We start from the raw sequence: 25,445 nt of genomic DNA on the forward strand, positions 1-25,445 counted from the left end.
AGGCAATAAAAAAATATGGATAAATTTCACACGGAGGTTTGATTATGAATCATTATTCTAAACAACAAGCTATGAACAATCAGCCGCGTTCCTTCGTGATTGGTACGGTTGAATGTGTTGATTCACAGTGGATTTTCTTTGAAGATGAAAGTGACGAAGCTTCCATGCTTCATGAAGTAATGGATGAGACATTAGAACTTCTTATTGATACACGCTGGGAAAAAGCCATTATGGTTGATGACCGTCAAATAAAGCTTCACGATGGAACGTATTTATTGCGAAATGGGGATAAGCTAAGACTGACTAAAAAGCTACCTTATGCATACGAACAGCTTCTTCAATCACTACCGAAAGAGACCTTTTTATCATTCACTCAGCACTTAAATTCATTAAAATTCTCTCTTTATGATTGTATTTACTGTCACAACACATTATGTTTTTTACCGACAGACGGTGATACAAAAGGTGCTAATTTTATCATTTATGACAATGAAGAAAATATTTGTGCCGTTCAGCATTTATTCGAACGAGGCACGCAATACCTAGACCGATTTGAATATACCGTTAACGATGGAGAACGTTCAATGAATCTTTTTTTAGATTAAAGCAAAAGAAAAGAGTTTGAGACATAACTTCATCAACCTAATCTAAAAAGAAAAAATTGGATATATGAGTTCGTATTGATTGCTTTTAAACCGCTATTGGTTTCCGTGCAAGGCTTCGCTTTCCGCGGGCGGCCGATGAGCCTCCTCGTCGCTTACGCTCCTGCGGGGTCTCACCTGTGCCACTTTTCCCGCAGGAGTCTTCGCCTTGCCCTCCAATCAACAGCTAGAAGCACCTACACGCATTAAATTTACTTTCACCATGACAACGAAAAAAAAAACCGAAGTATTAATCAGAATTCTGATTAATACTTCGGTTTTTCTTTGAACTAAAATACTCTTGCCCTATCCTCTTTTCTTATCCTAGCACGACATATCCGTAATAGAATACTAAGATAAGCGCAATTACAAGAACTGCCCAAGCAACGCCTGTACGTTTTCTTTTTTCAGTACGAACAAGGACCATTTCCATTCCCACAAGCACTAACACTCCGGCAATTCCTTTAATGAGCGCTGCGCCTTGAAAATGGTACCAAGCTGCTAACATATGCAGACCTGATACTAATACTAATAAGTATAGAAGTCTCGCCACCATATGTAGGATTTTTTGACCTTTAGCTTTACCTGCTCGATGTAAAATCAACGAAACCACAAACGAGATAATCAATAATGTCCAAAGCGTTACATGAATATGTAGTGGAGCCATTCATCTCACGTCCTTTCTGAAAATATCATATCATGAAAACCTTTCCTTCACCAATAATATAAGGAAGGAAAAGGATTTTTAGCGGCTGCGTCCATATGTAGCATACCGAATGAGTTTTTCAAGCGGTCCATCTGAAAATAGGCTCATCCATATCCAGCTTCCCAGCAGTTGAATAAAAATGATAATCCCCGCAATAGCCAATCCTTCTACAATTGAAATATGTCCGTAGTATCCTAACCCATATGAGTAAAAAAGGAATGTACATACAATGGACTGGACAATATAGTTAGTTAAAATCATTCTCCCCAAAAAGGCAAATGGCTGCATGATTTTTCGAATAGATACACTTCGCATAGCCAATGTGACCAACGTTACAACAAAAATTGCTCCTGCCGTTCCTCCAATTGTATCGTGAATATAAGATGTAGCTACATTGTGATCTAAAGCATAAGGCAATACAGATGATGCTCCATATACGATGAATGAAATAAGACAAATCCACTTTGTCTCAACTATATATTCTTCTATTTCTTTAAACCATTCGCTTTTTGCTATAAAGCCGCCTAATAAAAACAGTGGAAATAGCGATAAAAACAGAAAAGGAACCGTATTTAAATTATACGCGTAGTACCAATCCAGCAAGCGCTGATGAAATATTGACGCAAAACTTCCGTGTCCATATACTTGAAGCGCTTGGTCAATAATAGGCTGGTGAATTCCCGCTGCTGTCTCTCCTTCATTAGCAAAAGCCGCTACCGTTAAAATAACAATCATAATCACAGCGTAAATACTAAATATTCCGGTTCCCCATGCTAATAACACTTCTTTCTTTGCTTCTTGGAAAAACAGCATAATCAAAGCAAAGAAGCTGTATATCACAATCATATCACCGTGCCAAATAAATACAGCATGAATAGCTCCCACGAGAAGCAAAGCTGTCATTCTTCGTACATAAAAAGGAGTAAAGCTTACTTGCCTTTCGTATGTACGCTGGAACATTTTCATAAAACCAAATCCAAACAAAATAGCAAGCAGCGCGTACCCTGTCTGCCCTACTACTATATCAACTAATCCATTAGCAACATAACTCATTCTTGAACCATTCATCAAATTATTGTCGTAATAGGCAGCAGGCGAATAAAAATCGGGCATGTTCATCAGCAAAATACCAATAAGCGCGATTCCTTTTAATACATCCGCTGCTTCAATACGCTGTTCTTTATCAGTCGCGTTCATTTTGAAACGTTTCATTCTTTCACACCTTACATGCTTTCATTATTGCTTTCACATTATATCGAACATAAAAGTTTTTCTTCAATGTTTACTATTTCCATTCCTCTTTTTAATGTTTTACTTCTCCTCTGCATATAGATAAGGAAAAAGCATTAATCACCTTTTTGTCTAGGCTTCATATGCTGTTACTAGACTAAATTAAAAGGGTGTTTGCCTATGCCTGCCATTGTTGGTGTTGTTAATCTTAACAGTGTTGGTTCAGCCAGCGTCTTTCATATTGGAGATGTTTATACAATAGCCCCTATTTCTACTGCTAAAACATTTGCTGGCGCAGGTTCGTTTAATACAGGCGACGGATTATATGTTGTGAATCAGCAGAGCTCAACGAATACGTCGGACAATGACGTAAATGATCAAAATGTCGCTGGAAATCTCTAATAGAAATGAAGCTCATACAGGAGGATGCTTATGAACTTTTATGTAAATCAAAGTATCTGTATTCAAAGTATGAAAATCAGTGCCGTAAGTAACTCTTCGGTACTTCAAATTGGAAGCGTAGGTGTTATTAAACCGAACTCAAATCTCTTTAATACAGGAGGGTTTACAGGCGCTGCACCTACTGAAACAAAAAAAGGCATTCTTGGATCTGTTTCTCCCTCTACCTTTACTCCCGGAACCGGTGCTGGCACTGCACCCGCTCCTTTTTCACAGTCGTTAACTCCCCCAGCTCGAGACAACGACTGACATGTTACAACCTTCATCGCCATATGTATATATATAACTATTTTCTTTATCGGGAGATAAGGGAATCGAGGTGATTGAAGGTGGATAACATGAACTATATTCAGCAGGTTCATCAGTATGTTCAGCAAATGTCTTCGTATATTCAGCAGCAAGAAGAACGCATTGCTCAGCTTGAAAAAAACGTACAAGAACTTCAGCAAAAAATAAAAGAGTTAGGTGAACAGCCACCTATTAAAATTGATAAAATTGAATATAAATTTGAACAGTTAAAAATTGATTCTTTAGATGGAACATTAAATATTGGATTGAACCCTCTTACACCCGATAATTTAGAAGATATCATTATTAATGAGAAACCAGAAGTAACATTTCCGCAAGGAGCTCAGCCTCAAGGTGAGCAGCCGGGACAACCCGGAGGTCCTGGACCGCAAAATCCCAGCTTAAAACCATTGAATCGCCAGCTAGAAAAGCAGTGGGTCTCTGATATTCATGAAACGATTTTAAATGAGCTCAATCAATATGGATTTTCTATGGTTCAACATGTGCTTGATGAGCGCTCGATGATGATTGATGAATCGTACTACGAGTTTATTTTAGAAGATATTAAAAAGCAGCTGCAGCAGCGGATTACTTTTTATATACAGCAAGTTCAGCCGGAAGAAATGGAACGGAATTTTGAACAAATTAAACCGCAAATTATCGGTAAACTTTATGAAGATATGAAAAAAGGAATTGACGCATTTTTAACGTATTTACCTGAATCCTTAAAGAAAGGTGGACCCCCTTCATGAACTTTAACGTTGTAAACCGTGAATTGCTTGTTGGAGACGTTAGTATTACAGGCGTATCTTCTTCTTCTCTTTTTTTAATTGGTGATGCAAATTACATCTCTCTCTCTTCAACATTTGATACACCAGCGGAATCTTTGATTATCGGTCCTTATGTTCCACTATCGTTATCATAAAGGAGCTTATGTATGCTTTCACGCACATCTTCTGTTAATTATATAGAAATTAATTCCTTGTCAGCGAGCTCTTTTTGCCAAATTGGAGATTCAACAGAAATTCACCTACTTAATAAAGCGTTAGCTGATCGGAGACAGTATCCGTTTTTCTACGGCAGAGAAGGAAATTTTGATGATTATGCTATCTTTAGTGAGCCTATTCCCCATGGTGACTACGAACCTATTCCCGTTCAAACGTGGAATGAAATACCTTTAATCCGCGTTAACAGAATTGATATAAAAGGGTGCTCATTCTCGTCAGTTATTCATGTTGGCTCGACCTGCAATGTGTATGCAGAAGCCCGCATTAAGCATATTCGTGAACTGATCAACGATGAACCTTCAAAGGAAGCTGAAACAGGAGCTTCAAAGAAAGCTGCTTCAGAAGCTAGCGGCAGTGAGTGAACCTTTTAAGAAACTGCTCATATACTAAACTAATATCACGAAAAAAAGGGTGTGAACCTCATGCCAGCAATAATCGGACCCGTTAGTATCACGAGCGTCGGGGGCGGTGTCGTAACGTTTGGAGATACGTTTTATGTTTCTCCAAAAAGCGCTGCTAAAACAGCCTCAGGCTCAGGCTCTTTAAATACAGGTAACTTTGTTAATACAAATAACGGCATTTCAGGAACAAATACGTTAGATCCAGATTTATTCGATCAAAATATAGCGGCAAATGCTTAAAAAAACCCCTTATCTTTGCTACTAAAGCAGATAAGGGGTTTTTCATTCACTTAGATTTTCGGCTGTTTGATTTTTTGGTTTTAGGTAATTTAGAAGAAGGCTGTTTACGAATCCATTTAATAAAAGAGCTAATTTTAGAATCAGCTTGTAATAAAGAAATCGTATTAAGACGAATGGCTAATTCATCATTTGTGTATAACGCATGAATTTGTTTATGACACGGAATACATAAGTTTGCCGTCGGTTCAAACACTCCGCCCATTTCCTTTGGCGTTAAATGATGTACGGTCGTCAAGACATCCTGCCTTCCGCATAATTCGCATGTTCCTATTCGCCTGTCTTTTTTCTTCATATAGATTTCCTTCCCTATAAAGTTTCTACTCTTACACTAGTTCCTTTGCCAGAAGGCTCGGACGGCTCAACAATCAAACGTTTTGGCAGCCGAGCTCGAAGTTCTTGTACGTGACTGATGACTCCAATTGATAAATTATTGGACTGAAGTTTTTCAAGCGCCGTAACCACGGTATCAAGAAGCTCTCCATCAAGCGTTCCAAATCCTTCATCTAAAAAGAAAAACTGCAGTGGATATTCTCCTCTTAGCTGTATTTGTGCAGATAATGAAAGGGCCAGAGCGAGGGAAGTTAAAAATGTTTCCCCTCCCGATAAAGTTGAAACCGGACGTTTTACGCCTCCATTTGCATCATCTCTCATGATAAAGCCGCCTTGTGAATCAACTTCAATCGCATAGCGCTGACGTGTTAATATACCCAGACGCTCTGAAGCATCTCGGCTAACGGACATCAGCTGTTCTTCAGCAATATATTCGACGAAAGCATTTCCTTTAAATACTGTTTGAAGCTTTTGATACTGTTCAAATAACGCTTGTTTTTCTTCACGGTCCTGTTCAAGCACTAAAAATCGCTCATGCCGTTCTTTGACGCTTTTTAACGTTTGCTCAGCTGCTCCCTTGAGCTGAACGGCTTCTTTTACAGCGGCTTTTATATCATGAAGCAGCTGCTGAGTTTCTTCAAATTGCTGCTCTTCTATGGACTGCTGATTCAGCTGGATATTTAACTGTTCAATTGATGACTTCATCTGTTTTATGTTGTCCCAATAAGCCTGAACAGTTTCATCCAACAATTTCATCTCATCATGTGATAACAAAGCTTGCTGAACTTCTTTTTCTTCGCTGAATAAAGAACTCCCTATCGCTTCTTCCCATTTTCCAGCTGCTTTTTTATACTGGATATGAGCTGTTTCTAGAGATTCGCTCGCTGCTTTTTCATCCATTTGCAGCGTTTGATACGCTTTTTGAACAGTCTGCCAATGTTGATACGCCTGCTGTTCATTCGTCTCTAACTCCGCAAGTAAGTGAACTGTTTTTTGCAGCGCTTGTTCAATATCTTCTTGATCTGTAAGCGTACGCAAGCGTTCAATTTGCGAGTGAACAAGAGATTGTTTATGAGACAGCATTGCTTTTAATTCTGTAAATTCTTTTTCGCCCGCATATTTTTCTTCTTTTAGACGTTCGATTTTCTTTTGCTGATTTTCAAAAAATACGCTGCTTTTTTCAATTCGAGCCTTTATTGTCTGCTCTTCTTTTTCTCGCTCGTTTAGCTGTTCATTAATTTTTTCCATCTCTTCAAATACAAAGGAAGGATAATCTTGTTGAAAAGCTTCTTTTCCTGCTTGTAACGCTTGTTTTTGCTGAGTTACTTTTCTTTCCAATTCAGCTTGTTCTTTTTGATAATGAGCAAGCTCTAATTCAATCTTTTCAAGACTTTGCTGGACCTTCTGTACCTGCCCGAGAATTGCCTGCTGTTTTTCACTTATCTGCAAATAATCCTGCTCAAGAGATTTAATTTCAACTTCTATTTTCTTAGCATACCGACCAAAGGCATCTGTACTCATTTCTCCTAAAGCAGGGACTTGGCCAGCTTCATTCATAAACCCAGCTAAATCAGGTATTTTTTCAACAAGAGGTTTAGCTAGCTGTTCAAGCTGCATTTTAAGCGACGAATAGCTAAATCGCTGTTCACGCAACTGATTGACTTGATCTTCGAACTGATCCGCTGATTCTACTGTACTATTTTCTTCTTTTTGGTTTAACACGGGGTTAGGATGATGCTCAGAGCCACAAACTGGGCAAGGCTCTCCTTTAGTCAGCTGCTCAGCTAATTGATGAGCCAGACGATGTGACCATTCTTTTTCCTTGCGTCTTTTTAGATCACTCATTAAATGATCCGCCTGTTTAAAAAGCTGCTGAAACTCTTTTTCCCGCTCACATACAGTGTGATACAAGCCTTGAATATCTGAAAATAACTCTTTGCTTCGTTCTATTGTTTGCTGATATCTCTCTTGGTGTGTTTGTTTTTGTGTATGCAAATGCTGAAGCTGTTCCGCTTTTTCTTTATACGTTTTTTGGCCTTCATCTAGATTTTTTTTATCATTATTCCATACTTGATAACGGTAGAATGCTTGCTGAACAGCCTGCCGATAATCAGGTTGAATCTCCACTTTTGTTAATGCTTCTTTTAACTCTTTTTGAAGATTCAGACCTTGCTGATACCGCTTATCCGCTTCTATTAATTCATCATTTTTCGTTTGAAGTGCCTGCTGCTTTTGCTGAAGAGAAACTTCCGCTTCTTTTACTTCTTGCTGCCCATCTTTAATTTGTTTTTGAAGATCAGAAGCTTGTTGGAGCTGTTCTTTTTGAACAACCAATTTGGGCTGCTGTTCATTTTTTTGTAAGCGAGCCTGCTCATATAAGCTATTGGATCGCTTATATTCCTCACTTTGCTGAACAATTTGCACTTTTAATTTTTCTACTTTATCTTTATAAAGCTTCTGCTGTTTTTCAGCTTGTTCAAATGTTTCTAAATAAGGAAAAAGACGCTCTGCCTGCTGCGCTTTCGTCAGCAAATCTTGCTTTTGTTTAATCTCCTCTTCCTGCTTAGAAGCATGCACTAGTTTTTCTTCTAACAGTGTTTTTTCCTGCTGCGCTTTCCAAAGAGACGCCTGCTGATCGTATCGTTCCTGCAAATCAGCCGCTTCTTTTTCTCGTTTTTCCAAAAGTACAATGCTATCACTTACAAGCTGCTCGGCTTCTGTTACTTTCTCTGTTGAAGCTTCACCTAATCCCGTTTGTTCTGCCGTGATTTTATCTAGGTCTGTTTTTAGCTGCTGAACTTGATAGCGTATTTTCTTACTAAGCTGATCTCCGTACTGCTCGAGATTAAAAAGACGCTGAAGCATTTGACGGCGCTCCGTCCCTTTTAACGATAAAAACTCTGCAAATTTTCCTTGTGGTAATACAACAGCTCTTGTAAAATCATCAATTGTTAAACCAAGAAGTTCCTGTACCTGCTGGTTTACATCATTTGTTTTATCCGCTAATACGTACGTTTCATCTTCAATTTCAATCAATCGACTGGAAGCTGATTTCACACGCAGCTCATCTGTCCGTTTAAAGCTTCGTTCAACAGTATAGCGTTTTTTATGACTAGCGTTTTCCAGCTCGAACGTAAACGATACTTTCAGTTCATTTTCCCCGTGATTTAAAATTCCTTGTGTATTATTGGCTGCACGCTCTACTTTTCCGTATAAAGCTAGTGTAATGGCATCCAAAATGGAGGATTTCCCGCTTCCAGTAGGACCAAATATTCCAAACACACCGCCTGAACACAGCGCTTCAAAGTCGACAGTTTGTTTTTCTCTAAAACTGTGAAGCCCCGAAACGGTCAAGTTAATAGGTTTCATTTTTCATCCTCCTTTCCCGATACTTCTTCATCGTTAATCAAGGTTAAAAACAGTTTGACTAACTCATCATCAGGTGCCCCTCCGCCGGTTTGCCTGCTGTAGAACTTTGTAAACAGTTCTTCGATTGGCACTTCGCGCTGTGAACGTGTTTCATTTGCTAGTTCTTCTGCTTTGAATACCGGACGAATATGAATAAAGCCTGGATGAAGCTTGCGAAGTCGATGGATTTCTTCTAGTGAAAGTGCATCTTCTACGTGAACTTCTAAATCAACCCATGCCTGCGCATCTTTCTGTTCATCAAGCCACGTATATACTTCTGCCAATCCGTTTTTCGCTTTCCAACGCGTCAAGGGCTTTCCGCTAGATAATGGAATTTCAGTCATCTCAACCTCTTTTCCTGGCTGAGCATCTAAAATGGTAACCGACTTTGCGTATCCTGACTCCGAAAAGCTGTAAGCAAGAGGTGAACCGGAATACCTTGCCAGAGTGTGGGCGCGATTGATCATTTGCGGGCGATGCAAATGTCCTAGAGCTACATATTGAGCATTAGCAGGTAAACTAGTCGCCGCCACCGTATAAGCTCCTCCTACTTCAATTGGACGTTCTGAGTCCGTTGAACTTCCGCCAGCTACGTAAATATGACTCATGGCAATATTAACGGTATCTGCTGTGAACTGCTCACTCATTTTATCGAAAATACCTTTTACTCTGGCATCGTATGAATTTCGAAGAGCCAGCTCATCATTTTCTTCTGCTAACAGTTCCTTTAACCTTGATTCAGATGGGTAAGGAAGAGCCGCAACCTTTAATATTTCATCTGATGTAGGAATGTGAATGCTTTCTACATCGGTAGTAGGCAAACCAAGAAGTGTAATATTTTGATGAACGGCTAATGGAGAAGCCGCCGACAGCCGATCTGGGTTATCATGATTACCTGCAATAACAATAATTGGACGTTTTCCATTGTTGCTCAATCTAGACATACTTTCGTAAAAGAGCTGCTCTGCCGCTGCTGGAGGGTTCACCGTATCAAAGGCATCTCCCGCCATGAGAATAGCATCTATCTTTTCTTCTTCCACAATGTCTGCCAGTTCATCTAAAAACTGTGCTTGCTCAGCTAGACGACTTCGACCTTCTAACGTTCGCCCCAAATGCCAATCCGCTGTATGTAATAAACGCATGTTACTCTCTCCTTATTGGTGAAAAAGAAGAAGACCATCGCCTTCTTCTTTTCTTATATTTCAACAGCATGTCCACCATCTAAAAAGTAAAGATAGCGATGCTGAACAGGTTGTTTCACAATCCGCTCAATGGCCTTTGCGTAAAGCTCTAACTGAATGCGGTATCTTTCAATTAGAAATGGTTTTGCTCGTTCAAAATCCCCTTGAAAACGATCCGAAATATTATCTGTTTTAAAATCAAGTAAAACGAGGCCTTCTTCCGTTTCATATAAACAATCAATAATACCTTGTACTAAAATCGTTTCGTCTTCCTGCTCCCAATGATCATAGATTTCTTTAGCGGAGACACCTAAACTAAAAGGCATCTCTCTATAAACCGTGCGAGCCGTTCGAATATCTTGTGCAATGTCACTGTCTAAAAAGTCTGCTACATCATTTGCATCAACGGCATCCGCTTGCTGTTGCGTCAACAATTCTTTGGTAACCATTGATTGAATAAAGTCTTGAACCATTTCGAGGGTATAAGCTTTATTTAATGGAAGCTGCTGCATAACGGCATGTGTAGCTGTTCCTCTTTCAGCTCCTGTGAGAGATTTCTCTTGAAGAAACAGCGGACGGTTTTCAAGAGGTGCTTTAGCTCCCCAAACAAGATCACTGCTTGCACCTGCATCCGTCAGCTGCTGCTGCCTTTTTAGTTCAGAAACAGATTGCTTTGAACGATGAACGGAAGCTACACGATAATCATAAGACCAATTTAAGCGTCTATACACTTCCTCTTTATAATCGCTGGATTCTGTAACTGGCTCATGCTTTTGAAGAGCGTTCAAAAGCTCTTCATGATGCTGCTGCTCTTCAAGAGGCTGTTCGGCTAAATCACCTGCTAATAACGTTGAAAGCTTCCAGCTTGAAGCATGCTGATAAATCATCTCGGCCGGCTGGACCTCTCCTTCAACCATATGACTAACATTTTTGTGACGAATTAAAGAAGGTCCAATCCAGTCTAAATAACATTTTGCATCTCTTCTCACGTGAGCTGGAAGCGTCCAATCTTCGTGTCCCATAACGGAGCTCCATTGTCTGAGCTTTTCTGATGCGTCTTTTACTGTTCCAACTAAAATAAGTTTTTCTTTCGCACGCGTCAAAGCTACGTATAATACCCGCATTTCCTCTGCCATGCTTTCTTTTTTCATTTTTTTCTTCATGGTCTGCTGAAGAAGAGTCGGGTACGTAATACGCAGTTTCGGATCAATATATTTAGATCCAAAACCTAGTTCTTTATCGAGTAAATAAGCTTTATTCAAGTCCATTAAGTTAAACTGACGAGCAAGACCAGCTACGAAAACAACAGGAAATTCAAGACCTTTACTGCTGTGGATCGTCATCAAACGCACCACATCTTCTTGTTCTCCCAGCGCTCGAGCAGCTCCTAAATCGTTCCCTCGATCCTGCATCCGTTCAATAAAGCGTAAAAAGCGGAACAGACCTCTAAATGAAGTCGCCTCATACTGGCGAGCGCGATCGTAAAGAGCACGTAAATTGGCTTGACGCTGTTTCCCGCCAGGAAGTCCGCCAACAAATTCAAAGAAACCCGTGTCGCGGTAAATTTGCCATACTAGTTCTGACAAAGAGCTTTGTCTAGCTTGTGTTCTCCATGCTTTTAACTGCTCATAGAAATATTTCACTTTATCGCGAAGTTCTTCATCATCTGAAACCGCTAAGTACGTTTTTAACGCATCATAATACGTTCCTTTCTTTTGCTCTGCTCTCAGTGTAGCCAACTCTTCATCTGAAAGCCCTACTACCGGTGAGCGAAGAACAGAAGCTAACGGAATGTCTTGATGCGGGTTATCTACTACTTTTAATAAAGACATCATAATCATCACTTCAGTAGCATCAAAATAGCCTGTTGATAAATCGGCATAAATCGGCACGCCTTCTTGTTTAAATTCATCCATAATCTGCGCAGCCCAAGGCATGGAACGAAGCAAAATAACAAAGTCACGATACGTTACGTTTCTCATGATATCGAGCTTGCGATCATATATTTGAAAACGGTTTTGAACGAGTTCTTTGATTTTGCGCGCCATTGCTCTTGCCTCTAACTGAGCCGTTTCAAGCTCTGCTTCTGAAAACGCGACGAGAGAAGAATCCGATTCTTCTTCCGCTCCTTCTTCTGCATTTTCTTTTGCAATCAGCAGAAGCTCCGTTTCCATTCCTTCCACTTTTGGATACGATGCTCCTAATTTTAAAGAAGCATCATCGTCATATGCAATTTCTCCTACTTCTTCATCCATCAGCTGGTTAAAAATAAAGTTTGTGGCGTCAAGCACTTGAGAACGACTTCGGAAGTTTTTATTTAAGTCAATACGTTTTCCAAATTGTCGTCCATCTTGCGTAAATCGCTTGTACTTCGTCAAAAACAAAAATGGCTCCGCTAAACGAAAGCGGTAAATGGATTGTTTTACATCTCCAACCATAAATAAATTCCCTTGTTCTTCACTATCTCTCGTCACTAATTTAATCAGTGTTTCTTGAACCATATTTGTATCTTGATATTCGTCAACAAGCACCTCTTCAAACTGAGTGCGATATTTTTGAGCAATGGACGAAGGCTTAAGCACCCCGTCTTCTTTTACACTCAAGATTTGCAGGCAATAATGCTCTAAATCAGAAAAGTCCACTAACCCTTTCTCTTTTTTGATGTGTTCATATCGTTCACCGAAGCGCTGAACTAAAAAGATTAGCGTTTCAATAACGGGCTTCATTTTTTCAAAATCAGCCATGTAGCCGTGCAAAGGCCTAGAAAACAAATCAGCATGAAGCTTTTCAAGGCTTGTTTTCGCTTTTTTGCGAAGCTCTCCAAAATCATCTAAAAGCTGCGAGTCGTACGCATCTCCTTTACATGGCTTTAAACGAGTAAAATTCAAATTCTGCATTTCCTCATGCAAATCAGCAAAAGAATGCTTAGAAGCGCTGAGCAGCCGATGAATTTGAGCCAGGTCTTCCTCTGCATTAACGGCGCGAGGAGCAGGCCCTCCCGGCAGCTTTGTTAGCTCTAAGCCCTGTTTTAAAATCGACTCAATGCCCACGAGCTGCGTTGTTACTTCTTGTAAAAGAAAAGACAGAAACGGAAGTGAATCAATAGAAGAGTCCTCTGTGACATCATATTGACTCACAATCATCTTAAGCCAGCCGTTTGGGTCGGGATTAGATCGTGCAAAGTCATATAGCTTTCTTACCATAAGCTGAATATCTAAGTCATTTCTGTCGCTTGTATAACGATCAATTAAATCAAAGAATCGCTCGTTCTGTTCAATACTGTACTGCTCTTCAAACAATTCTTCTAATACTTCTTCACGCAGAAGATCCGCTTCCGTATCATCTGCAATCCGAAAACCAGGGTCTACATCGATCAAATAATAATACGTTCGAATGACTTCTAAACAAAAAGAATGGAGCGTAGAAATCGACGCACGGTTTAATAAATTAAGCTGTCTGCGCAAGTGTAAAGAAGATGGATTCTTTTTTAACTCTTTTTCCAATGCTTCTCCAATTCGATTTCTCATTTCGGCTGCAGAAGCATTTGTAAACGTAGCAACTAGTAATCTATCAATATCAATTGGTTCCTCGCCCATCGTAATCTTTTTAATAATACGTTCGACTAAAACCGCTGTTTTTCCTGAGCCAGCCGCCGCGGCTACTAATATATCTTGACCGGATGAAACAATGGCGTTCCACTGATCATCCGTCCACTGGGAGTCGGCCGGTTTTACGTGTATATCTTCACTCATCTCGTTTGGCCTCCTCTCGAATTTTATCTAAAATAACATTTTGACTCTCTGTACTAAGCTGACGATATTCGTTGTTTTCCATTGATTCATCGAACTGACAGATTGAGCGGTATTCACAAAACGCACATGGTGTTTTATCTTTTAGCTTATAAGGCGAAATATCAATTTTTCCATTTGTAATCTCAGTACCTGCCTCTACAAACTTACCTCGCACATACTGACGGAGATGTGTAAAATCTTCTTCGCTCGCAACCGAAGAATTGGAATAAAAGCCCCCTGTCTTTTTAATACCCGCCGATATAACCTGTGAGTGCCCTGATTCTAACGTTTCGTCCATTAATCGGACTGCTTCCTCGTCCCCTAAAAGCAGTCCTTTCATTTTAAACTTCTTGAAGATTTCGGCTTCAATTTGATCGGGTTGTAATGCTTTAGTACTGTTGATCATTGGATTATGAACGTGGAAATAAAGAACGCCAGCAGGCAATGCTCCTCTATTATCATGAAGAAGCTGTTCAGCATACGTCACGACTATGTCTAAATAAGCTAAAATTTGAAGAGATAAACCATAGTACACTTCCACTAAGTTTAATGCTTTATCGCTTGATTTATAGTCGACAATACGCAGTAAAAGTCCTTTGGAGCTTTCCGCTTTATCCACTCTGTCAATTCGGCCAACAAGTTCCATCGTATGGCCATTTGGCAGTGTAAACTGCATAGAAGGCAGCTCCGCGCTAGGACCAAACCCTAATTCCAATCCAACAGGAACAAACCCGCTCACCTTAGCGTGCTCACTTAACACAAGCGACGCACGTTCAATAATTTGCTGCAGCTTATGTGTTAAATAGTGGTGGCGATTAGAGCTCAATAAAATTTCATTTTGTAAGCGCGGAGCAAGTTCGTGCACCGCAGCCGTAGAAAGCTGCTGACAGTCTTTTCTCGTTAAGTTCTTCCATTCTTTTTGACCGCCCCGTAGCTCGTCTGAAATCATCTTCAGCGCCGCGTGAAATAACTCGCCTATGTCAGGAGCTGCTAATTTGAAAACTTTTCGTTCTTTAAGCTTAAGCCCGTGAGAAGCAAAATGAGCGTACGGACAGGCTTCAAATTTCTCCATTCTCGATACGCTTGCTTGAATATGCTTTCCATACAGACGCTGACTCGTTTTCTTTGTTAACCTTTTTGCTTCGTTTTTATAAAATAAACTGCTTAGTACTTTCTCGCTATATGAGTTCCAATCTGAATTTTCTACATAAAAATTATATACATCCCACCAAGCGGAACTCATCGGATAATGGCGTTTCCACCCTTGCAGCTGGCTGGCTAAATGCGCGATGCTCGTTAAGGGATTTGTTATATAATCAACTTGCTTTTCTTCTTCTAAATCCGTAGGCTCCGTCATTAACAGCTTTTCCTGCAGGAGCGGAAATAGCTCTTTTAATCGATTAATAACGAGTGAAGGCAGCAGAGTCTTCCCTTCCTCATTGGCAAGAGGATACGAAACATAAAGTTTTTCAGAAGAGCTGGAAAGTGCTAAATAAATGAGAAATTGTTCGTCAAACAGCTTTTGCCTTCCAGTTGGCGCAAGTAATAAGCCTGATTCAAGCAGCTGCTCTCTCTCTTTCTCAGATAACAGACCACCGCTTTTTGGTTTAGCTGGAATCACACCGTCATTTACGCCTAGCACAAAGCTTGCTTTGATATCGGATAAACGCGAACGCTCAAAACTTGCCACAACCACTTGATCCAGTGCAGGCGGAACAAGTGCAAACTGCATGCTGTCAAGCCCTATCTCAAATAGATCCGCGAACAAAGAAATCGATACTTTCTCTTCTCCCATCATTTCAACAAACTGATCAAATAAGTGAAGAATTGCTTTCCATACCTGCTCGTGCTCTCTTGCTTCTTGAAGCTTACCTTCTTCTTCACATCTATTGCGCAGCGCTTCTATCTTTTGTGGAATATCTAAGTTCGTTAAAAAACGATAGAGTGCTTCTGCTTTTTCTTTTCCTATTTTCGCTTGTTTTAATTTTTTCTGAAGCGAATAAATAGGAGGAACAATCATATTTTTTAATTCATTTATTTTTTGCTCAAAAGCAAGCTCTTCGTCCGTTTTCCCAAGGTTCATGTCTTCAAGCGAACGATATTTTCTGTAGGTAAATGGCTCCTTACTCGTCCACTTAGATCCTTGAATACCGTAAGCAAGTACGTAATTTTCTAATTCATCCATCTCTTCGCGAAGCTGGTGCACATCAGATGACAAAGGAAATAAAAGGTCTGTTTTCACTGCCCGAAAGATGGTTTCGTATCGCCATGACCCGCTTACCACCTCTAAGACTGAGCGAATAAATTCAACGAGTGGATGGTGAAACATCGCTCGCTTTTGGTCAATAAAGTACGGAATTTCATAATCTCGAAAAATGGTTTGAAGCAAGTCATGATAGTCTTCTGCATTTCTAACAATCAAGGCAATATCACGATAGCGATAGCCGTGATCGCGCACAAGCGACAGCACTTCTCTTGCAATCCCTTCTACCTCTGCTCTTCGGCTAACAGCAGGCAGCAGCTGAATGTGCTCGGGCTCTGACTGAAATTCCGGCGTTGGCCGTTCATCATAATATCGTTCTAAATAGGCAAGCTCTGGACTGTTTTGATGCCTTTTTTGTTCATTAAATACGTTTGGCTCTTTAATCTCTATCCCGTTTTCAGCCGCCAGGCCCATTATTTCTTGATACGTTTCGCTCGTTAATCGAAACAAGTGCAGGTCATTTGGAATAAAATCTTGATATGAATAATCAGAAGTAACCGCTATTTTCACTTCTCTACAAACTTTCATCAGCTCTACTAATACCGTTAATTCTTGAGGAGTATAGTGATGAAATCCATCTACATAAATCGTTGCTTGAGCAAGGTACGCAGAAGAGACTACTTTTTCGCTCAACAGCTTCAAATAATCTTCTCCATCTACATATTTTGTCATCAGCTGTTTTTCTAATTCTCCGTAAATGAGATGTAAATCATGTAATTTATCAGCAAGGACTTTCTCATCTTCTGCTTGAAGTTTTTGCTTCATCTCTTCGAGAGACGGTGCATCTACCGTGTACTGTTTAAATTCTTTAACCATTTTTTCTAGTTCTTCAATAAACCCTGCTTGTTCTGAAGAATTCGCAAACAATCGAAGCTCTTTTTTTTGATGCTCGATAATTTTTTTAAGCATCATATGAATACCTGTTTGATCCACATGATAGCGGCTAATACCTCCGACTTCTTGCAGAATACGCCACGCAAGACGTGTAAAACTATAAACTTGAGCACGCATCATGCCTTCTAACCCAGGTGTTTGAACAAGCGCATACTCCGACTGAAATGTCATCTGTTCAGGTACAATATAAATAAGTGGATGCCCAAGCGGAGCATTTAACAGCTCTTGGCGCATGCTATTTAAAAGATATTCCGTTTTCCCGCTTCCTGAACGTCCTAATAAAAACTGTAGCCCCACGTTTTCACCCCTTCATTTTTCTTCTCTATATTTTCAGTTGTTTAAGTACAAAATGGATAAACGCCACGCAAACACGTGACGCAGTCATCAAAATTTTATAGTGATAATCAGCTAAATCTCTCTATCTCTCTCCTTATTATTTTACTGAACTTGCAGACAAAATTCCACTTTGCACACATGTGAAATGCTGGATGCAACAAAAAAACTTTTCAGTAGCCAAATGACCACTAAAAAGTTTTAGAAAAGCGAGTTATTTTCTACTTTTACATCATGATTCCACCATCTACATGCAGTGTTGTGCCGTTAATATAGTTGGACTCATCAGAGGCTAAATAAAGATAAGCATAACCAATGTCAGAAGGCTGACCTAACCTTTGTAAAGGAATAGTGGATTTCATTTGATCAATGATTTTGTCCGGCATCGCCTTCACCATATCCGTCTCAATAAACCCGGGAGCTACAGCGTTTACATTAATTCCTTTTCGCCCAAGCTCTTTAGCCCATGTTTTTGTCATTCCCACTACGCCGGCTTTTGTCGCCGCATAGTTTGTTTGACCAACATTTCCATATACGCCGGATACCGAAGATGTGCTGATAATTTTCCCTTTACCTTGAGCAATCATATGCGGTACAACGGCTTGCGTACAGTGAAAAACGCCTGTAAGGTTTACGTTAATGACCGCTTGAAAATTTTCAACTGATAATTTAGTTAGCATTCCATCTCTGGTAATACCTGCATTATTAATTAAAATATCTATTTTAGAGAAGCGTTTCACGACTTCTTCTACCATTGCATCTACACTGTCTCGATCCGCTACGTTTACTTGAAAGAATGCTACATCTCCGCCTTCTTCTTTTAGCTGAGCTGCTCGTTCTTCTCCTACTTTTGCATCGTAGTCAACCATAGCGACCTTTGCACCCTCTTGTGCGAAAATTCGAGAAGCTTCGAACCCTAACCCATTTGCTGCACCCGTAATAATTGCCACTTTATCTTTTAATCTCATGTCACCCGCGCTATAAGACGCTTACTAACAACGATTAATCAGCAAGTCGCTTGAATCTTAGTAGCGCATTCCCCTCCTCAAAACGACGCCAAGCACGTCTTAATGATCATTCGGTGCTTTTCTAGTAATGATCCCTCTACTTACATCTTAGTAGTCAAGCTCAAAAATCATTCATATAATTTTTAAGAAAACGTTTTGAAATACATGAGGTGATAATACATGTTGAGAAAAAACATGTATATCTCTAGAAAACAAAGGGTTCATTACTTAGGTGCAACTAGGAATAGACGTCTAATTTATTCCCAGTTTTTTCTTTTATTTTAGCATATTTTTCACAATTGATAAACAAAAAACTTGTTCATTACTAGACAGATACTCTGTATGTGCATTGTTCTACCAACCGAATAAACAGACAAATAACTTCTTTAAGAAAAAGGCAAAAAGCCTTTCAAAAATGCTGCTGTATTCCTATAAGAAAAGGTTTTTCCATAGTTTACAATACCCTCTTCTGCTGTATGTATAACAAAAGACTGCCTATTAAAAAGCAGTCTTTCATCACTATTTGTTATATATAAACAAACTATTTGTCATACTGTTTCACTTTAGATTTTTCATTTAATCTTCGTTCAATTTGCTTTCCAACAAGCCATAGGACAAAAATGATCACTAAAACAAGTACTGCTTTTAAAGGCTGTTTCACAAATGAAACAAAATCGGCCCCAATAAAGCTCATCATAAATATCATGACCATTTTACCCGCTAATACAGCAAGCATAAACTGAGCCATACTGACACGTGATAGTCCAGCTACTACATTAATCGCTGAAGACGGCGTAAAAGGGAAACAAAGCATAATAAACAGCGGTCCAAAACCGTGTCTTTCCACCCAAATCATAATCTTTCGAATTTGCGCATGGCGGCTGATAAAATGTAAAAACCTCGCCTGTCCGTATTTTCTAAAAATCAAAAAGACAAGCAGTGATCCAACGCAGCTCCCGATCCATGAAATTAAAAAGCCTAACCATAAGCCAAAGGCAGCAGCATTAGCCATTACAAACGCAAAAAGCGGCAAGATAGGAATAAACGCTTCTAAAATAGGCAACAGCAGTCCGGGAATGATCCCAAATGATTGATATTGTTTTAATAACTCGAGGACGCCGTCTAATGTCAAATAATGCTTTAATGTTTCAAAATCCATCGAATGTTCTCCTTATTTAAACAACTGTGCTACTTTTCACTTATTGTACTACTTTCCTTTACCAAACAAAAGTTTTACAGCGTTTTATCTTTCCTGCCCTGTTGCGCTTGCCATATAGCCAGCCCTTACTTACACGAACAGAACCTCTAGAACAACATGTGCTTTTACTTAGACTGCTGCAAATAACGTTTAAACCAGCTGGTTAAATATTTTAGTCTCGCCGTTCGTAAATTAGGCTTACCGCTTCTAGAAAGTTCATGGTTAGACTGAGGAAAACGAATAAATTCTACTTCTTTATCTTTTCTTTTTAGTGCCACATAAAGCTGTTCAGCTTGTTCAATTGGACATCTATAATCCTGTTCGCTATGCAAGATTAACAGCGGTGTTTTCACGTTCTCCGCTAAACGAAGCGGCGAGTGGTTCCAGAGTTTTTCCGGATTCTCATAAATATCAGCTTTCAATTCCCATTCGGTAAAATAATAGCCAATATCACTAACGCCGTAAAAACTCGTCCAATTTGAAATAGACCGTTGCGTCACCGCTGCTTTAAACCGATTTGTACTTCCTACAATCCAGTTTGTCATAAATCCTCCGTAGCTTCCTCCTGTTACGCCAAGTTTATCTTCATTAATATAAGAGTAGCGGTTAATTGCTTCGTCGGTTACTGCCATCAAATCCATATAATCCATGCCTCCGTAATCTCCTCGAACGGCATCTGTAAAGGCTTGACCATATCCTCTTCCGCCTCTTGGATTAGAAAAGAGGATATTGAACCCTTTTGATGCAAGCACTTGAAATTCAAACATAAATGTATGACCATACATAAGATGCGGACCTCCGTGAATTTCTAAAATGGTTGGAGATACATCGTTGGCAGCAGCCGCTTTTACGACCCAACTGTGGATATGTATACCGTCCGTGGCAGTCGCGCAAAAAGATTCTGCTTCCGTTAACTGCACATGCTTTAAAAATGAATCATTAACGTTTGTCAGCTTCACTAGTTCCTCTGTTTTTAAATTTAAAGAATAAAGATCTCCGGGATGTGTAAATGTACTGATTGCTACGATAGCTTCCTCACCGTTGGGAAGAACAGATACCCCGTATACGTGAGCATTATCCATAAGCACAGAGTCTAACTTTCCATTTACATTTCCTTTATATATGCCTACAGAACCCTTTTCACTTACGACAAAATAAAATTCTTCCTTACTGCTCCACATAATTCCCGCTGCGGTTCTTCCAAAGTGAAAATCTCCTGCTACCATATCTCCTATTTCTAAGTCTATACCTGCAGTGATACAAGCTGTTTTTTGATTGGAGACCTGATAAATATATATGTCATTCATTGAAGCCGATCCGTATGTACGTTCATTTCCAATGTAAGCTATGTATGACCCATCTGGTGACCACGAAACTTGATGAAAATATCCTGTTTCTGCTGTAATAGATGTTAACTTTTTAGTATCACGATGCAAAATAAACACGTCCATGGTTAACGATAAATCCGGATTCTCTCCTCGGCTGCTGCAAAATACAATTGAATTTGCATCAGGGGCCCAGCATCCTACAGAGTGATGATAAGGTCCATCCGTTAAAAACGTCACTTCTTTATTTTTAAGTTTAACGACCGCAACTTGCGTATATTCACCTTTTAAATAGCCGCTAGCATCGGATTTATACAACAAACGTTCCACTTCGTATGGCTGAGGATGCTCATGATTTTGTTCAACTCTTACAGCTTTTTCTTCCACTTTTGTAGAAAACATAATTTCGTCACTATAAGGAGACCATACGGGATTACTAACGCCTTTTTCACAATCTGTGAGTGCTTCTGCTTCCCCGCCTGTCGCTGCTAATAGATAGAGCTGAACGGTTTGACTGCGATCTGATAAAAAAGCAATCCACCTGCCGTCAGGAGACCATGCAGGAGAGTGATTATTTCCTTTATAATACGTCAATTGCTTTGTTTTTTTTGTTTCAAGATCTAACATAAACAGCTGCGTCTCATAACCGTTTTCTATTTTTTTCGTTTCTCGAACCGTATAAACTACACTTTTTCCATCTGGAGAAATCTGAGGGTTATACACAGACTTCAATTCATACAAATCCTCTACCGTTACCGTACGCTTTTTTACATGATTCAATTTCTTCGCCCCCAAGGATTCATTTTTAAACCAAATAGCCAATCGATAAAAACGAAAGTAGCGTTTCCCTCTTACTTTATCATTTCTAAAAATAAAAATCTAAAAATTTAGAAAATTAGTTGTTTTTTCTTCTTTTAATCTATATAATAATAAAAAGGGTGCAGAGGTGATGAGGTATGAACAATGAAAAATCGTACACGGAAATGATGAAGTCCCTCGCTCGCAAGAAAAAAGTAATTGATACTGTGAGTATGTTGGATGTTTATATCGAAATGGTAATTGATGAATCGCTTTTTAAGCGTCAAAAAGAACTGTTAGAAACAAACATTAACACGGCATTAGATCAACGTGATGAAACTGCTTTTTATGAGCTATCAGCACAGTACCAATCCTTACTTCAAACATCTACTTAATATTTCAAGAAGTTCATTCATGTTAATGATTTATATGTACGTTTAACAGGCAGAACCTTTCTTCTCAGGAAGAACAGCTGTCTGTTAAATCGTGTTTACTACATAAAAAAAGATTCTTACAGATGTAAGAATCTTTTTTGTTAGGATTTTTTCTATGAGTGGAAGTAAACAACCGTTCCACTCATAGATTTTTTGTTATTTATGCGCCTGAAACTGCTCTTCTTCTGTTGAACCTTTTAAAGCTGTTGTAGAGGAAGTCCCACCGGAAACTACTTGCGCCACTTCATCAAAATAACCCGTTCCTACTTCACGCTGATGTCTTGTAGCAGTATATCCATTTATTTCACTAGCAAACTCTCTTTCTTGTAACTCTGAATAAGCTGCCATTCCTCTTGTTTTATAGCCTCGTGCCAGTTCAAACATGCTGTGATTTAAAGCGTGGAAGCCAGCAAGCGTAACAAATTGGAATTTGTAGCCCATTTTTGCGATTTCTCTTTGAAACTTTTCAATCGTTTTCTTATCTAATTTTTTCTTCCAGTTGAAAGATGGTGAACAGTTATAAGCAAGCATTTTACCTGGGAATTTTTCATGAATAGCATCTGCAAATTTTTGTGCCTGTTCCAAGTTTGGTTCAGACGTCTCACACCATACTAGATCAGCATATGGCGCATATGCTAAGCCACGAGCGATAGCTTGATCGATTCCGGCTCTCGTGCGATAAAACCCTTCAGCGGTGCGTTCACCTGTAATAAACTGGCGATCTACAGGATCAACATCACTTGTAATTAAATCAGCGGCATCAGCATCGGTACGAGCAATCAGAAGTGTTGGAACACCCATTACATCAGCAGCTAAACGAGCAGCAATCAAGTTTTTCACAGCTGTCTGAGTTGGAAGCAATACCTTGCCGCCAAGATGACCACACTTTTTCTCAGATGACAATTGATCTTCGAAGTGTACCGCAGATGCTCCTGACTCAATCATTCCTTTCATTAATTCAAATACGTTCAACTGTCCTCCGAACCCTGCTTCTGCATCTGCTACAATTGGAGCAAAGTAATCAATATCTCCTTCTCCTTCTAAATGCTGAATTTGATCGGCACGCTGCAGCGCTTGATTGATTCGTTTCACAACATGCGGCACGCTGTTTGCTGGATATAGACTTTGATCAGGATACATATTTCCTGAAAGGTTTGCATCTGCAGCTACTTGCCATCCACTGAGATAAATGGCTTTTAACCCTGCTTTTACCTGTTGTACTGCTTGATTTCCTGTTAAAGCTCCTAATGCATGAACGTATGGCTCTGTTTTTAATAAGTTCCAGAACTTTTCGGCCCCTCTTCTAGCAAGCGTGTGTTCAATATCAATGGATCCTCTCAGTCCAATGACTTTTTCTGCAGAATATGGACGTTCAATTCCTTTCCAACGCTCATCGCTTTTCCAGTTCTCTTCAAGGTTTTTTACACGAATCTCTTTCATTCTTTATACCCCCTAATGAATTTAAAATTCTATATTCATAAAAATATAAAACGCAGCAGTGAGAATATGTCTGTTTCATGATGAAGTAAATTAGCAGTTTGCCATAGTGTTAGTAAGAACGTAGATGAAATAAGTAAATAGTTGAAGGACATGTAGTAAGACTTTGCTGAGGTGAATATACGCTGATAAGTTTGACTGCTATCTTTTCAATCACAAATAACTATTCCTCCCTATTGTTATAAAACAGTTTTTATTTTACATACGTTATTATATAACAGTACTTTCGAAAATGAAACCTCCTTTTAGAATTTTTTTCCTACTCGCAAGGAGGCTTTTCTATTAATACCTACGTATAAAAGGCTTCATATATCCTTTACTTTTTCTTATATCACTTATTCATTTCTTTCATACTTCTCAACAAATGAAATTCTTTCCAATATTGTTGGATGACCATATCGAAAAATTTTCACTAAATACGGCGGATTCACCTGGGACAGTCCTGATTTTGTTAAATCCTGAAATGTTTTAATAGCAGCTTGTTTATCTCCTGTTAAGTCCATGGCGTACGTGTCAGATTGAAGTTCATGATGACGCGACTGCATATTTGTTAAAGGACTTACAGCAAATGTGAGCACAGAAAAAATAAGTAGAATAAGCGGTAATGAATTTAAATCACTAAGAGAAGTGATTTTTAATGCTTTCCCCCATCTCTTAATCACAAAGCTAGCTAAATGTTTCGTTAGCCATAAACCTACAATCGATAAAACTAAGGCTGAAGCAATCCCTACATAAATATGTTTCTTCACATAGTGACCCATTTCGTGCGCCATGATAAACAAAATTTCACGTTCCGTCAATTTATTAAGAGTAGTATCCCATAACACAATTCTTGAATTAGAACCTATTCCCGTTACATATGCATTGAGAGAGTTCGTTTTTTCAGACATGTTTACTTCATATACATGCTTAGCAGGTATATGAGCTTCATCTGCTAAATGCAAAATTTTCGTCTCCAGCTCTTTATTCTTTAATGGATAAAAATCGTTATATAACGGATCGATAACCACTGGTTGAATAAACGTCAAAAATAGCGTAAATGGAATAGATACTAGCCACGCATACAGCCACCATCTTTTTGAAAACTTACGAATGAATGCATACAACACAGCAATCACTAAAAACATCGTGGCATAGTTCACCCAAAAATCTGTAAAAAGATCTTTCATCCATCCTTGGAAAGGTTGCGTCGTAATATGGTAAGCCGTTGAAAGCTTATAGCTAATCCAGTCCATAGGAAAAGAGTAGATCAGCAGCAGAACAGATAACCAAAATACATAAATAGCAGTTTGGAGAAGACTGAAACGACTGACGTCTTTAGACCACTTATTCACTTTCTTAGACACACCTAACACTAAAATTAAAATAAACCCTAACCACTCATATGGAATTCGGATAAAAAAGAGCGCATCTCTAATCTTTGAATATTTTTCGGTTAACATAAGTTCTCTTGCATTCATAAACGTAGCCGGATCCACGCTGGTACCTTTTAATGATTGTGGAATAGAGGTGTCACTTATATAAAATAAATACACCCATATACAAGCTGCATACACAAGAAAAACTCCGATGGACCACAAAACAATTTTTTTCACGCATTCCCCTCCTTTTGTACAAACAGTATTCTGTTATTACTATTGTAGGTTTTTTTTCGAAATTTAGAACAAGCGTTTAGAGATGTGCTATAGGAAATGCAAATTGTGAAGAGAAAATCATAGAAAAACGAAAAACAGAGTTTATTCTTTTGTCTAAACTCTGTTTACAAACAAAAAAAGCAGTTTGCATATGCAAACTGCTTTTGAGATGACCCGTACGGGATTCGAACCCGTGTTACCGCCGTGAAAGGGCGGTGTCTTAACCGCTTGACCAACGGGCCAGTATGGCTCCACAGGTAGGACTCGAACCTACGACCGATCGGTTAACAGCCGATAGCTCTACCACTGAGCTACTGTGG

21 protein-coding genes and 1 tRNA gene are annotated in these 25,445 nt (G+C 39.2%); 8 read left to right on the forward strand and 14 right to left on the reverse strand.

Annotation, left to right across the window (positions count from 1 at the left end; all coding sequences use genetic code 11):
* Window positions 1–44: 44 nt before the first annotated feature.
* On the forward strand, window positions 45–605 hold the full coding sequence (locus tag ACRPLY_RS23450; protein ID WP_247807347.1) for a DUF2777 domain-containing protein: 561 nt from the start codon (window positions 45–47) through the stop codon (window positions 603–605).
* A gap of 85 nt (window positions 606–690) precedes the next feature.
* Here ACRPLY_RS23450 and ACRPLY_RS23455 read toward each other — a convergent pair whose 3' ends face one another.
* The 3 genes from ACRPLY_RS23455 to ACRPLY_RS23465 form a co-directional block, all read right to left on the reverse strand.
* Window positions 691–825 (reverse strand): hypothetical protein, encoded by a 135-nt coding sequence (locus ACRPLY_RS23455; RefSeq protein ID WP_255293414.1) that lies wholly within the window; start codon window positions 823–825, stop codon window positions 691–693.
* Between the two features lie 135 nt (window positions 826–960).
* Entirely contained in the window at window positions 961–1,308 is a 348-nt protein-coding gene (locus ACRPLY_RS23460) for a DUF1516 family protein (RefSeq protein WP_013055360.1), read from the reverse strand.
* Window positions 1,309–1,386: 78 nt separating this feature from the next.
* Window positions 1,387–2,559, reverse strand: coding sequence for a DUF418 domain-containing protein (locus ACRPLY_RS23465; protein ID WP_154973616.1), 1,173 nt, complete (start codon window positions 2,557–2,559; stop codon window positions 1,387–1,389).
* Between the two features lie 198 nt (window positions 2,560–2,757).
* Between ACRPLY_RS23465 and ACRPLY_RS23470 the strand changes: the two genes are divergently transcribed.
* The 6 genes from ACRPLY_RS23470 (at window position 2,758) to ACRPLY_RS23495 (ending at window position 4,972) form a co-directional block, all read left to right on the forward strand.
* Window positions 2,758–2,979 (forward strand): spore germination protein, encoded by a 222-nt coding sequence (locus ACRPLY_RS23470; protein ID WP_013055358.1) that lies wholly within the window; start codon window positions 2,758–2,760, stop codon window positions 2,977–2,979.
* Between the two features lie 30 nt (window positions 2,980–3,009).
* Window positions 3,010–3,285, forward strand: a complete 276-nt coding sequence (locus tag ACRPLY_RS23475) for a spore germination protein GerPB (RefSeq protein WP_029324687.1) — start codon at window positions 3,010–3,012, stop codon at window positions 3,283–3,285.
* An 89-nt stretch (window positions 3,286–3,374) separates the two neighbouring features.
* Window positions 3,375–4,076 carry a spore germination protein GerPC gene (gene gerPC / locus ACRPLY_RS23480; protein ID WP_098999232.1) on the forward strand — a complete coding sequence of 234 codons (702 nt, stop codon included), beginning with the start codon at window positions 3,375–3,377 and terminating at the stop codon, window positions 4,074–4,076.
* Window positions 4,073–4,249 (forward strand): hypothetical protein, encoded by a 177-nt coding sequence (locus tag ACRPLY_RS23485; RefSeq protein WP_013055355.1) that lies wholly within the window; start codon window positions 4,073–4,075, stop codon window positions 4,247–4,249. The genes gerPC and ACRPLY_RS23485 overlap by 4 nt, the downstream gene beginning before the upstream one ends.
* Before the next feature lie 12 nt (window positions 4,250–4,261).
* Window positions 4,262–4,693, forward strand: coding sequence for a spore germination protein GerPE (locus ACRPLY_RS23490; RefSeq protein WP_028412413.1), 432 nt, complete (start codon window positions 4,262–4,264; stop codon window positions 4,691–4,693).
* A gap of 60 nt (window positions 4,694–4,753) precedes the next feature.
* Window positions 4,754–4,972 (forward strand): spore germination protein, encoded by a 219-nt coding sequence (locus tag ACRPLY_RS23495; RefSeq protein ID WP_013055353.1) that lies wholly within the window; start codon window positions 4,754–4,756, stop codon window positions 4,970–4,972.
* A 46-nt stretch (window positions 4,973–5,018) separates the two neighbouring features.
* Here ACRPLY_RS23495 and ACRPLY_RS23500 read toward each other — a convergent pair whose 3' ends face one another.
* The 8 genes from ACRPLY_RS23500 to ACRPLY_RS23535 all read right to left on the reverse strand — a co-directional run bounded on the left by ACRPLY_RS23500 (window position 5,019) and on the right by ACRPLY_RS23535 (window position 21,542).
* Complete coding sequence (locus ACRPLY_RS23500) at window positions 5,019–5,324, reverse strand: HNH endonuclease (protein ID WP_028412414.1); 306 nt, start codon at window positions 5,322–5,324, stop codon at window positions 5,019–5,021.
* Window positions 5,325–5,338: 14 nt separating this feature from the next.
* Complete coding sequence (locus ACRPLY_RS23505; RefSeq protein ID WP_028412415.1) at window positions 5,339–8,731, reverse strand: SbcC/MukB-like Walker B domain-containing protein; 3,393 nt, start codon at window positions 8,729–8,731, stop codon at window positions 5,339–5,341.
* Window positions 8,728–9,912 (reverse strand): exonuclease SbcCD subunit D, encoded by a 1,185-nt coding sequence (locus ACRPLY_RS23510; RefSeq protein ID WP_028412416.1) that lies wholly within the window; start codon window positions 9,910–9,912, stop codon window positions 8,728–8,730. The genes ACRPLY_RS23505 and ACRPLY_RS23510 overlap by 4 nt, the downstream gene beginning before the upstream one ends.
* Before the next feature lie 53 nt (window positions 9,913–9,965).
* Complete coding sequence (addA, locus tag ACRPLY_RS23515; RefSeq protein WP_432232129.1) at window positions 9,966–13,703, reverse strand: helicase-exonuclease AddAB subunit AddA; 3,738 nt, start codon at window positions 13,701–13,703, stop codon at window positions 9,966–9,968.
* A complete protein-coding gene (gene addB / locus ACRPLY_RS23520) occupies window positions 13,696–17,196 on the reverse strand; it encodes a helicase-exonuclease AddAB subunit AddB (protein ID WP_432232130.1) in 3,501 nt (1,166 codons plus the stop codon). Before addB ends, addA begins: the two co-directional genes overlap by 8 nt.
* A 263-nt stretch (window positions 17,197–17,459) precedes the next feature.
* On the reverse strand, window positions 17,460–18,200 hold the full coding sequence (gene fabG / locus ACRPLY_RS23525) for a 3-oxoacyl-ACP reductase FabG (protein ID WP_014461644.1): 741 nt from the start codon (window positions 18,198–18,200) through the stop codon (window positions 17,460–17,462).
* A gap of 580 nt (window positions 18,201–18,780) precedes the next feature.
* The gene (locus ACRPLY_RS23530; RefSeq protein WP_028412419.1) at window positions 18,781–19,398 is read right to left on the reverse strand and encodes a TVP38/TMEM64 family protein; all 618 of its coding nucleotides are present in this window, start codon (window positions 19,396–19,398) and stop codon (window positions 18,781–18,783) included.
* A 164-nt stretch (window positions 19,399–19,562) separates the two neighbouring features.
* Complete coding sequence (locus ACRPLY_RS23535) at window positions 19,563–21,542, reverse strand: S9 family peptidase (protein ID WP_098999233.1); 1,980 nt, start codon at window positions 21,540–21,542, stop codon at window positions 19,563–19,565.
* A 176-nt stretch (window positions 21,543–21,718) separates the two neighbouring features.
* On the opposite strand from ACRPLY_RS23535, the gene ACRPLY_RS23540 reads away from it, so the two are divergent.
* Window positions 21,719–21,955 carry an IDEAL domain-containing protein gene (locus ACRPLY_RS23540; protein ID WP_028412421.1) on the forward strand — a complete coding sequence of 79 codons (237 nt, stop codon included), beginning with the start codon at window positions 21,719–21,721 and terminating at the stop codon, window positions 21,953–21,955.
* Window positions 21,956–22,150: 195 nt separating this feature from the next.
* Here ACRPLY_RS23540 and aceA read toward each other — a convergent pair whose 3' ends face one another.
* The 3 genes from aceA to ACRPLY_RS23555 form a co-directional block, all read right to left on the reverse strand.
* On the reverse strand, window positions 22,151–23,434 hold the full coding sequence (gene aceA / locus ACRPLY_RS23545) for an isocitrate lyase (RefSeq protein ID WP_028412422.1): 1,284 nt from the start codon (window positions 23,432–23,434) through the stop codon (window positions 22,151–22,153).
* A 392-nt stretch (window positions 23,435–23,826) separates the two neighbouring features.
* Entirely contained in the window at window positions 23,827–25,086 is a 1,260-nt protein-coding gene (locus ACRPLY_RS23550; RefSeq protein ID WP_033578011.1) for a M48 family metallopeptidase, read from the reverse strand.
* Window positions 25,087–25,295: 209 nt separating this feature from the next.
* Window positions 25,296–25,367: transfer RNA gene (locus ACRPLY_RS23555), tRNA-Glu, on the reverse strand.
* Between the last annotated feature and the right edge of the window lie 78 nt (window positions 25,368–25,445).

Origin of the sequence: Priestia sp. TGN 0903 (genome assembly GCF_050846855.1) — a bacterium.
Classification (GTDB): domain Bacteria; phylum Bacillota; class Bacilli; order Bacillales; family Bacillaceae_H; genus Priestia; species Priestia zanthoxyli.

Bases quoted from the DNA above. Each gene is read 5' to 3' on its own strand.
- ACRPLY_RS23450 (WP_247807347.1), top strand. From the start codon at position 45: ATGAATCATTATTCTAAACAACAAGCTATGAACAATCAGCCGCGTTCC.
- ACRPLY_RS23460 (WP_013055360.1), bottom strand. From the start codon at position 1,308: ATGGCTCCACTACATATTCATGTAACGCTTTGGACATTATTGATTATC.
- ACRPLY_RS23465 (WP_154973616.1), bottom strand. From the start codon at position 2,559: ATGAAACGTTTCAAAATGAACGCGACTGATAAAGAACAGCGTATTGAA.
- ACRPLY_RS23470 (WP_013055358.1), top strand. From the start codon at position 2,758: ATGCCTGCCATTGTTGGTGTTGTTAATCTTAACAGTGTTGGTTCAGCC.
- ACRPLY_RS23475 (WP_029324687.1), top strand. From the start codon at position 3,010: ATGAACTTTTATGTAAATCAAAGTATCTGTATTCAAAGTATGAAAATC.
- gerPC (WP_098999232.1), top strand. From the start codon at position 3,375: ATGAACTATATTCAGCAGGTTCATCAGTATGTTCAGCAAATGTCTTCG.
- ACRPLY_RS23485 (WP_013055355.1), top strand. From the start codon at position 4,073: ATGAACTTTAACGTTGTAAACCGTGAATTGCTTGTTGGAGACGTTAGT.
- ACRPLY_RS23490 (WP_028412413.1), top strand. From the start codon at position 4,262: ATGCTTTCACGCACATCTTCTGTTAATTATATAGAAATTAATTCCTTG.
- ACRPLY_RS23495 (WP_013055353.1), top strand. From the start codon at position 4,754: ATGCCAGCAATAATCGGACCCGTTAGTATCACGAGCGTCGGGGGCGGT.
- ACRPLY_RS23500 (WP_028412414.1), bottom strand. From the start codon at position 5,324: ATGAAGAAAAAAGACAGGCGAATAGGAACATGCGAATTATGCGGAAGG.
- ACRPLY_RS23505 (WP_028412415.1), bottom strand. From the start codon at position 8,731: ATGAAACCTATTAACTTGACCGTTTCGGGGCTTCACAGTTTTAGAGAA.
- ACRPLY_RS23510 (WP_028412416.1), bottom strand. From the start codon at position 9,912: ATGCGTTTATTACATACAGCGGATTGGCATTTGGGGCGAACGTTAGAA.
- addA (WP_432232129.1), bottom strand. From the start codon at position 13,703: ATGAGTGAAGATATACACGTAAAACCGGCCGACTCCCAGTGGACGGAT.
- fabG (WP_014461644.1), bottom strand. From the start codon at position 18,200: ATGAGATTAAAAGATAAAGTGGCAATTATTACGGGTGCAGCAAATGGG.
- ACRPLY_RS23530 (WP_028412419.1), bottom strand. From the start codon at position 19,398: ATGGATTTTGAAACATTAAAGCATTATTTGACATTAGACGGCGTCCTC.
- ACRPLY_RS23540 (WP_028412421.1), top strand. From the start codon at position 21,719: ATGAACAATGAAAAATCGTACACGGAAATGATGAAGTCCCTCGCTCGC.
- aceA (WP_028412422.1), bottom strand. From the start codon at position 23,434: ATGAAAGAGATTCGTGTAAAAAACCTTGAAGAGAACTGGAAAAGCGAT.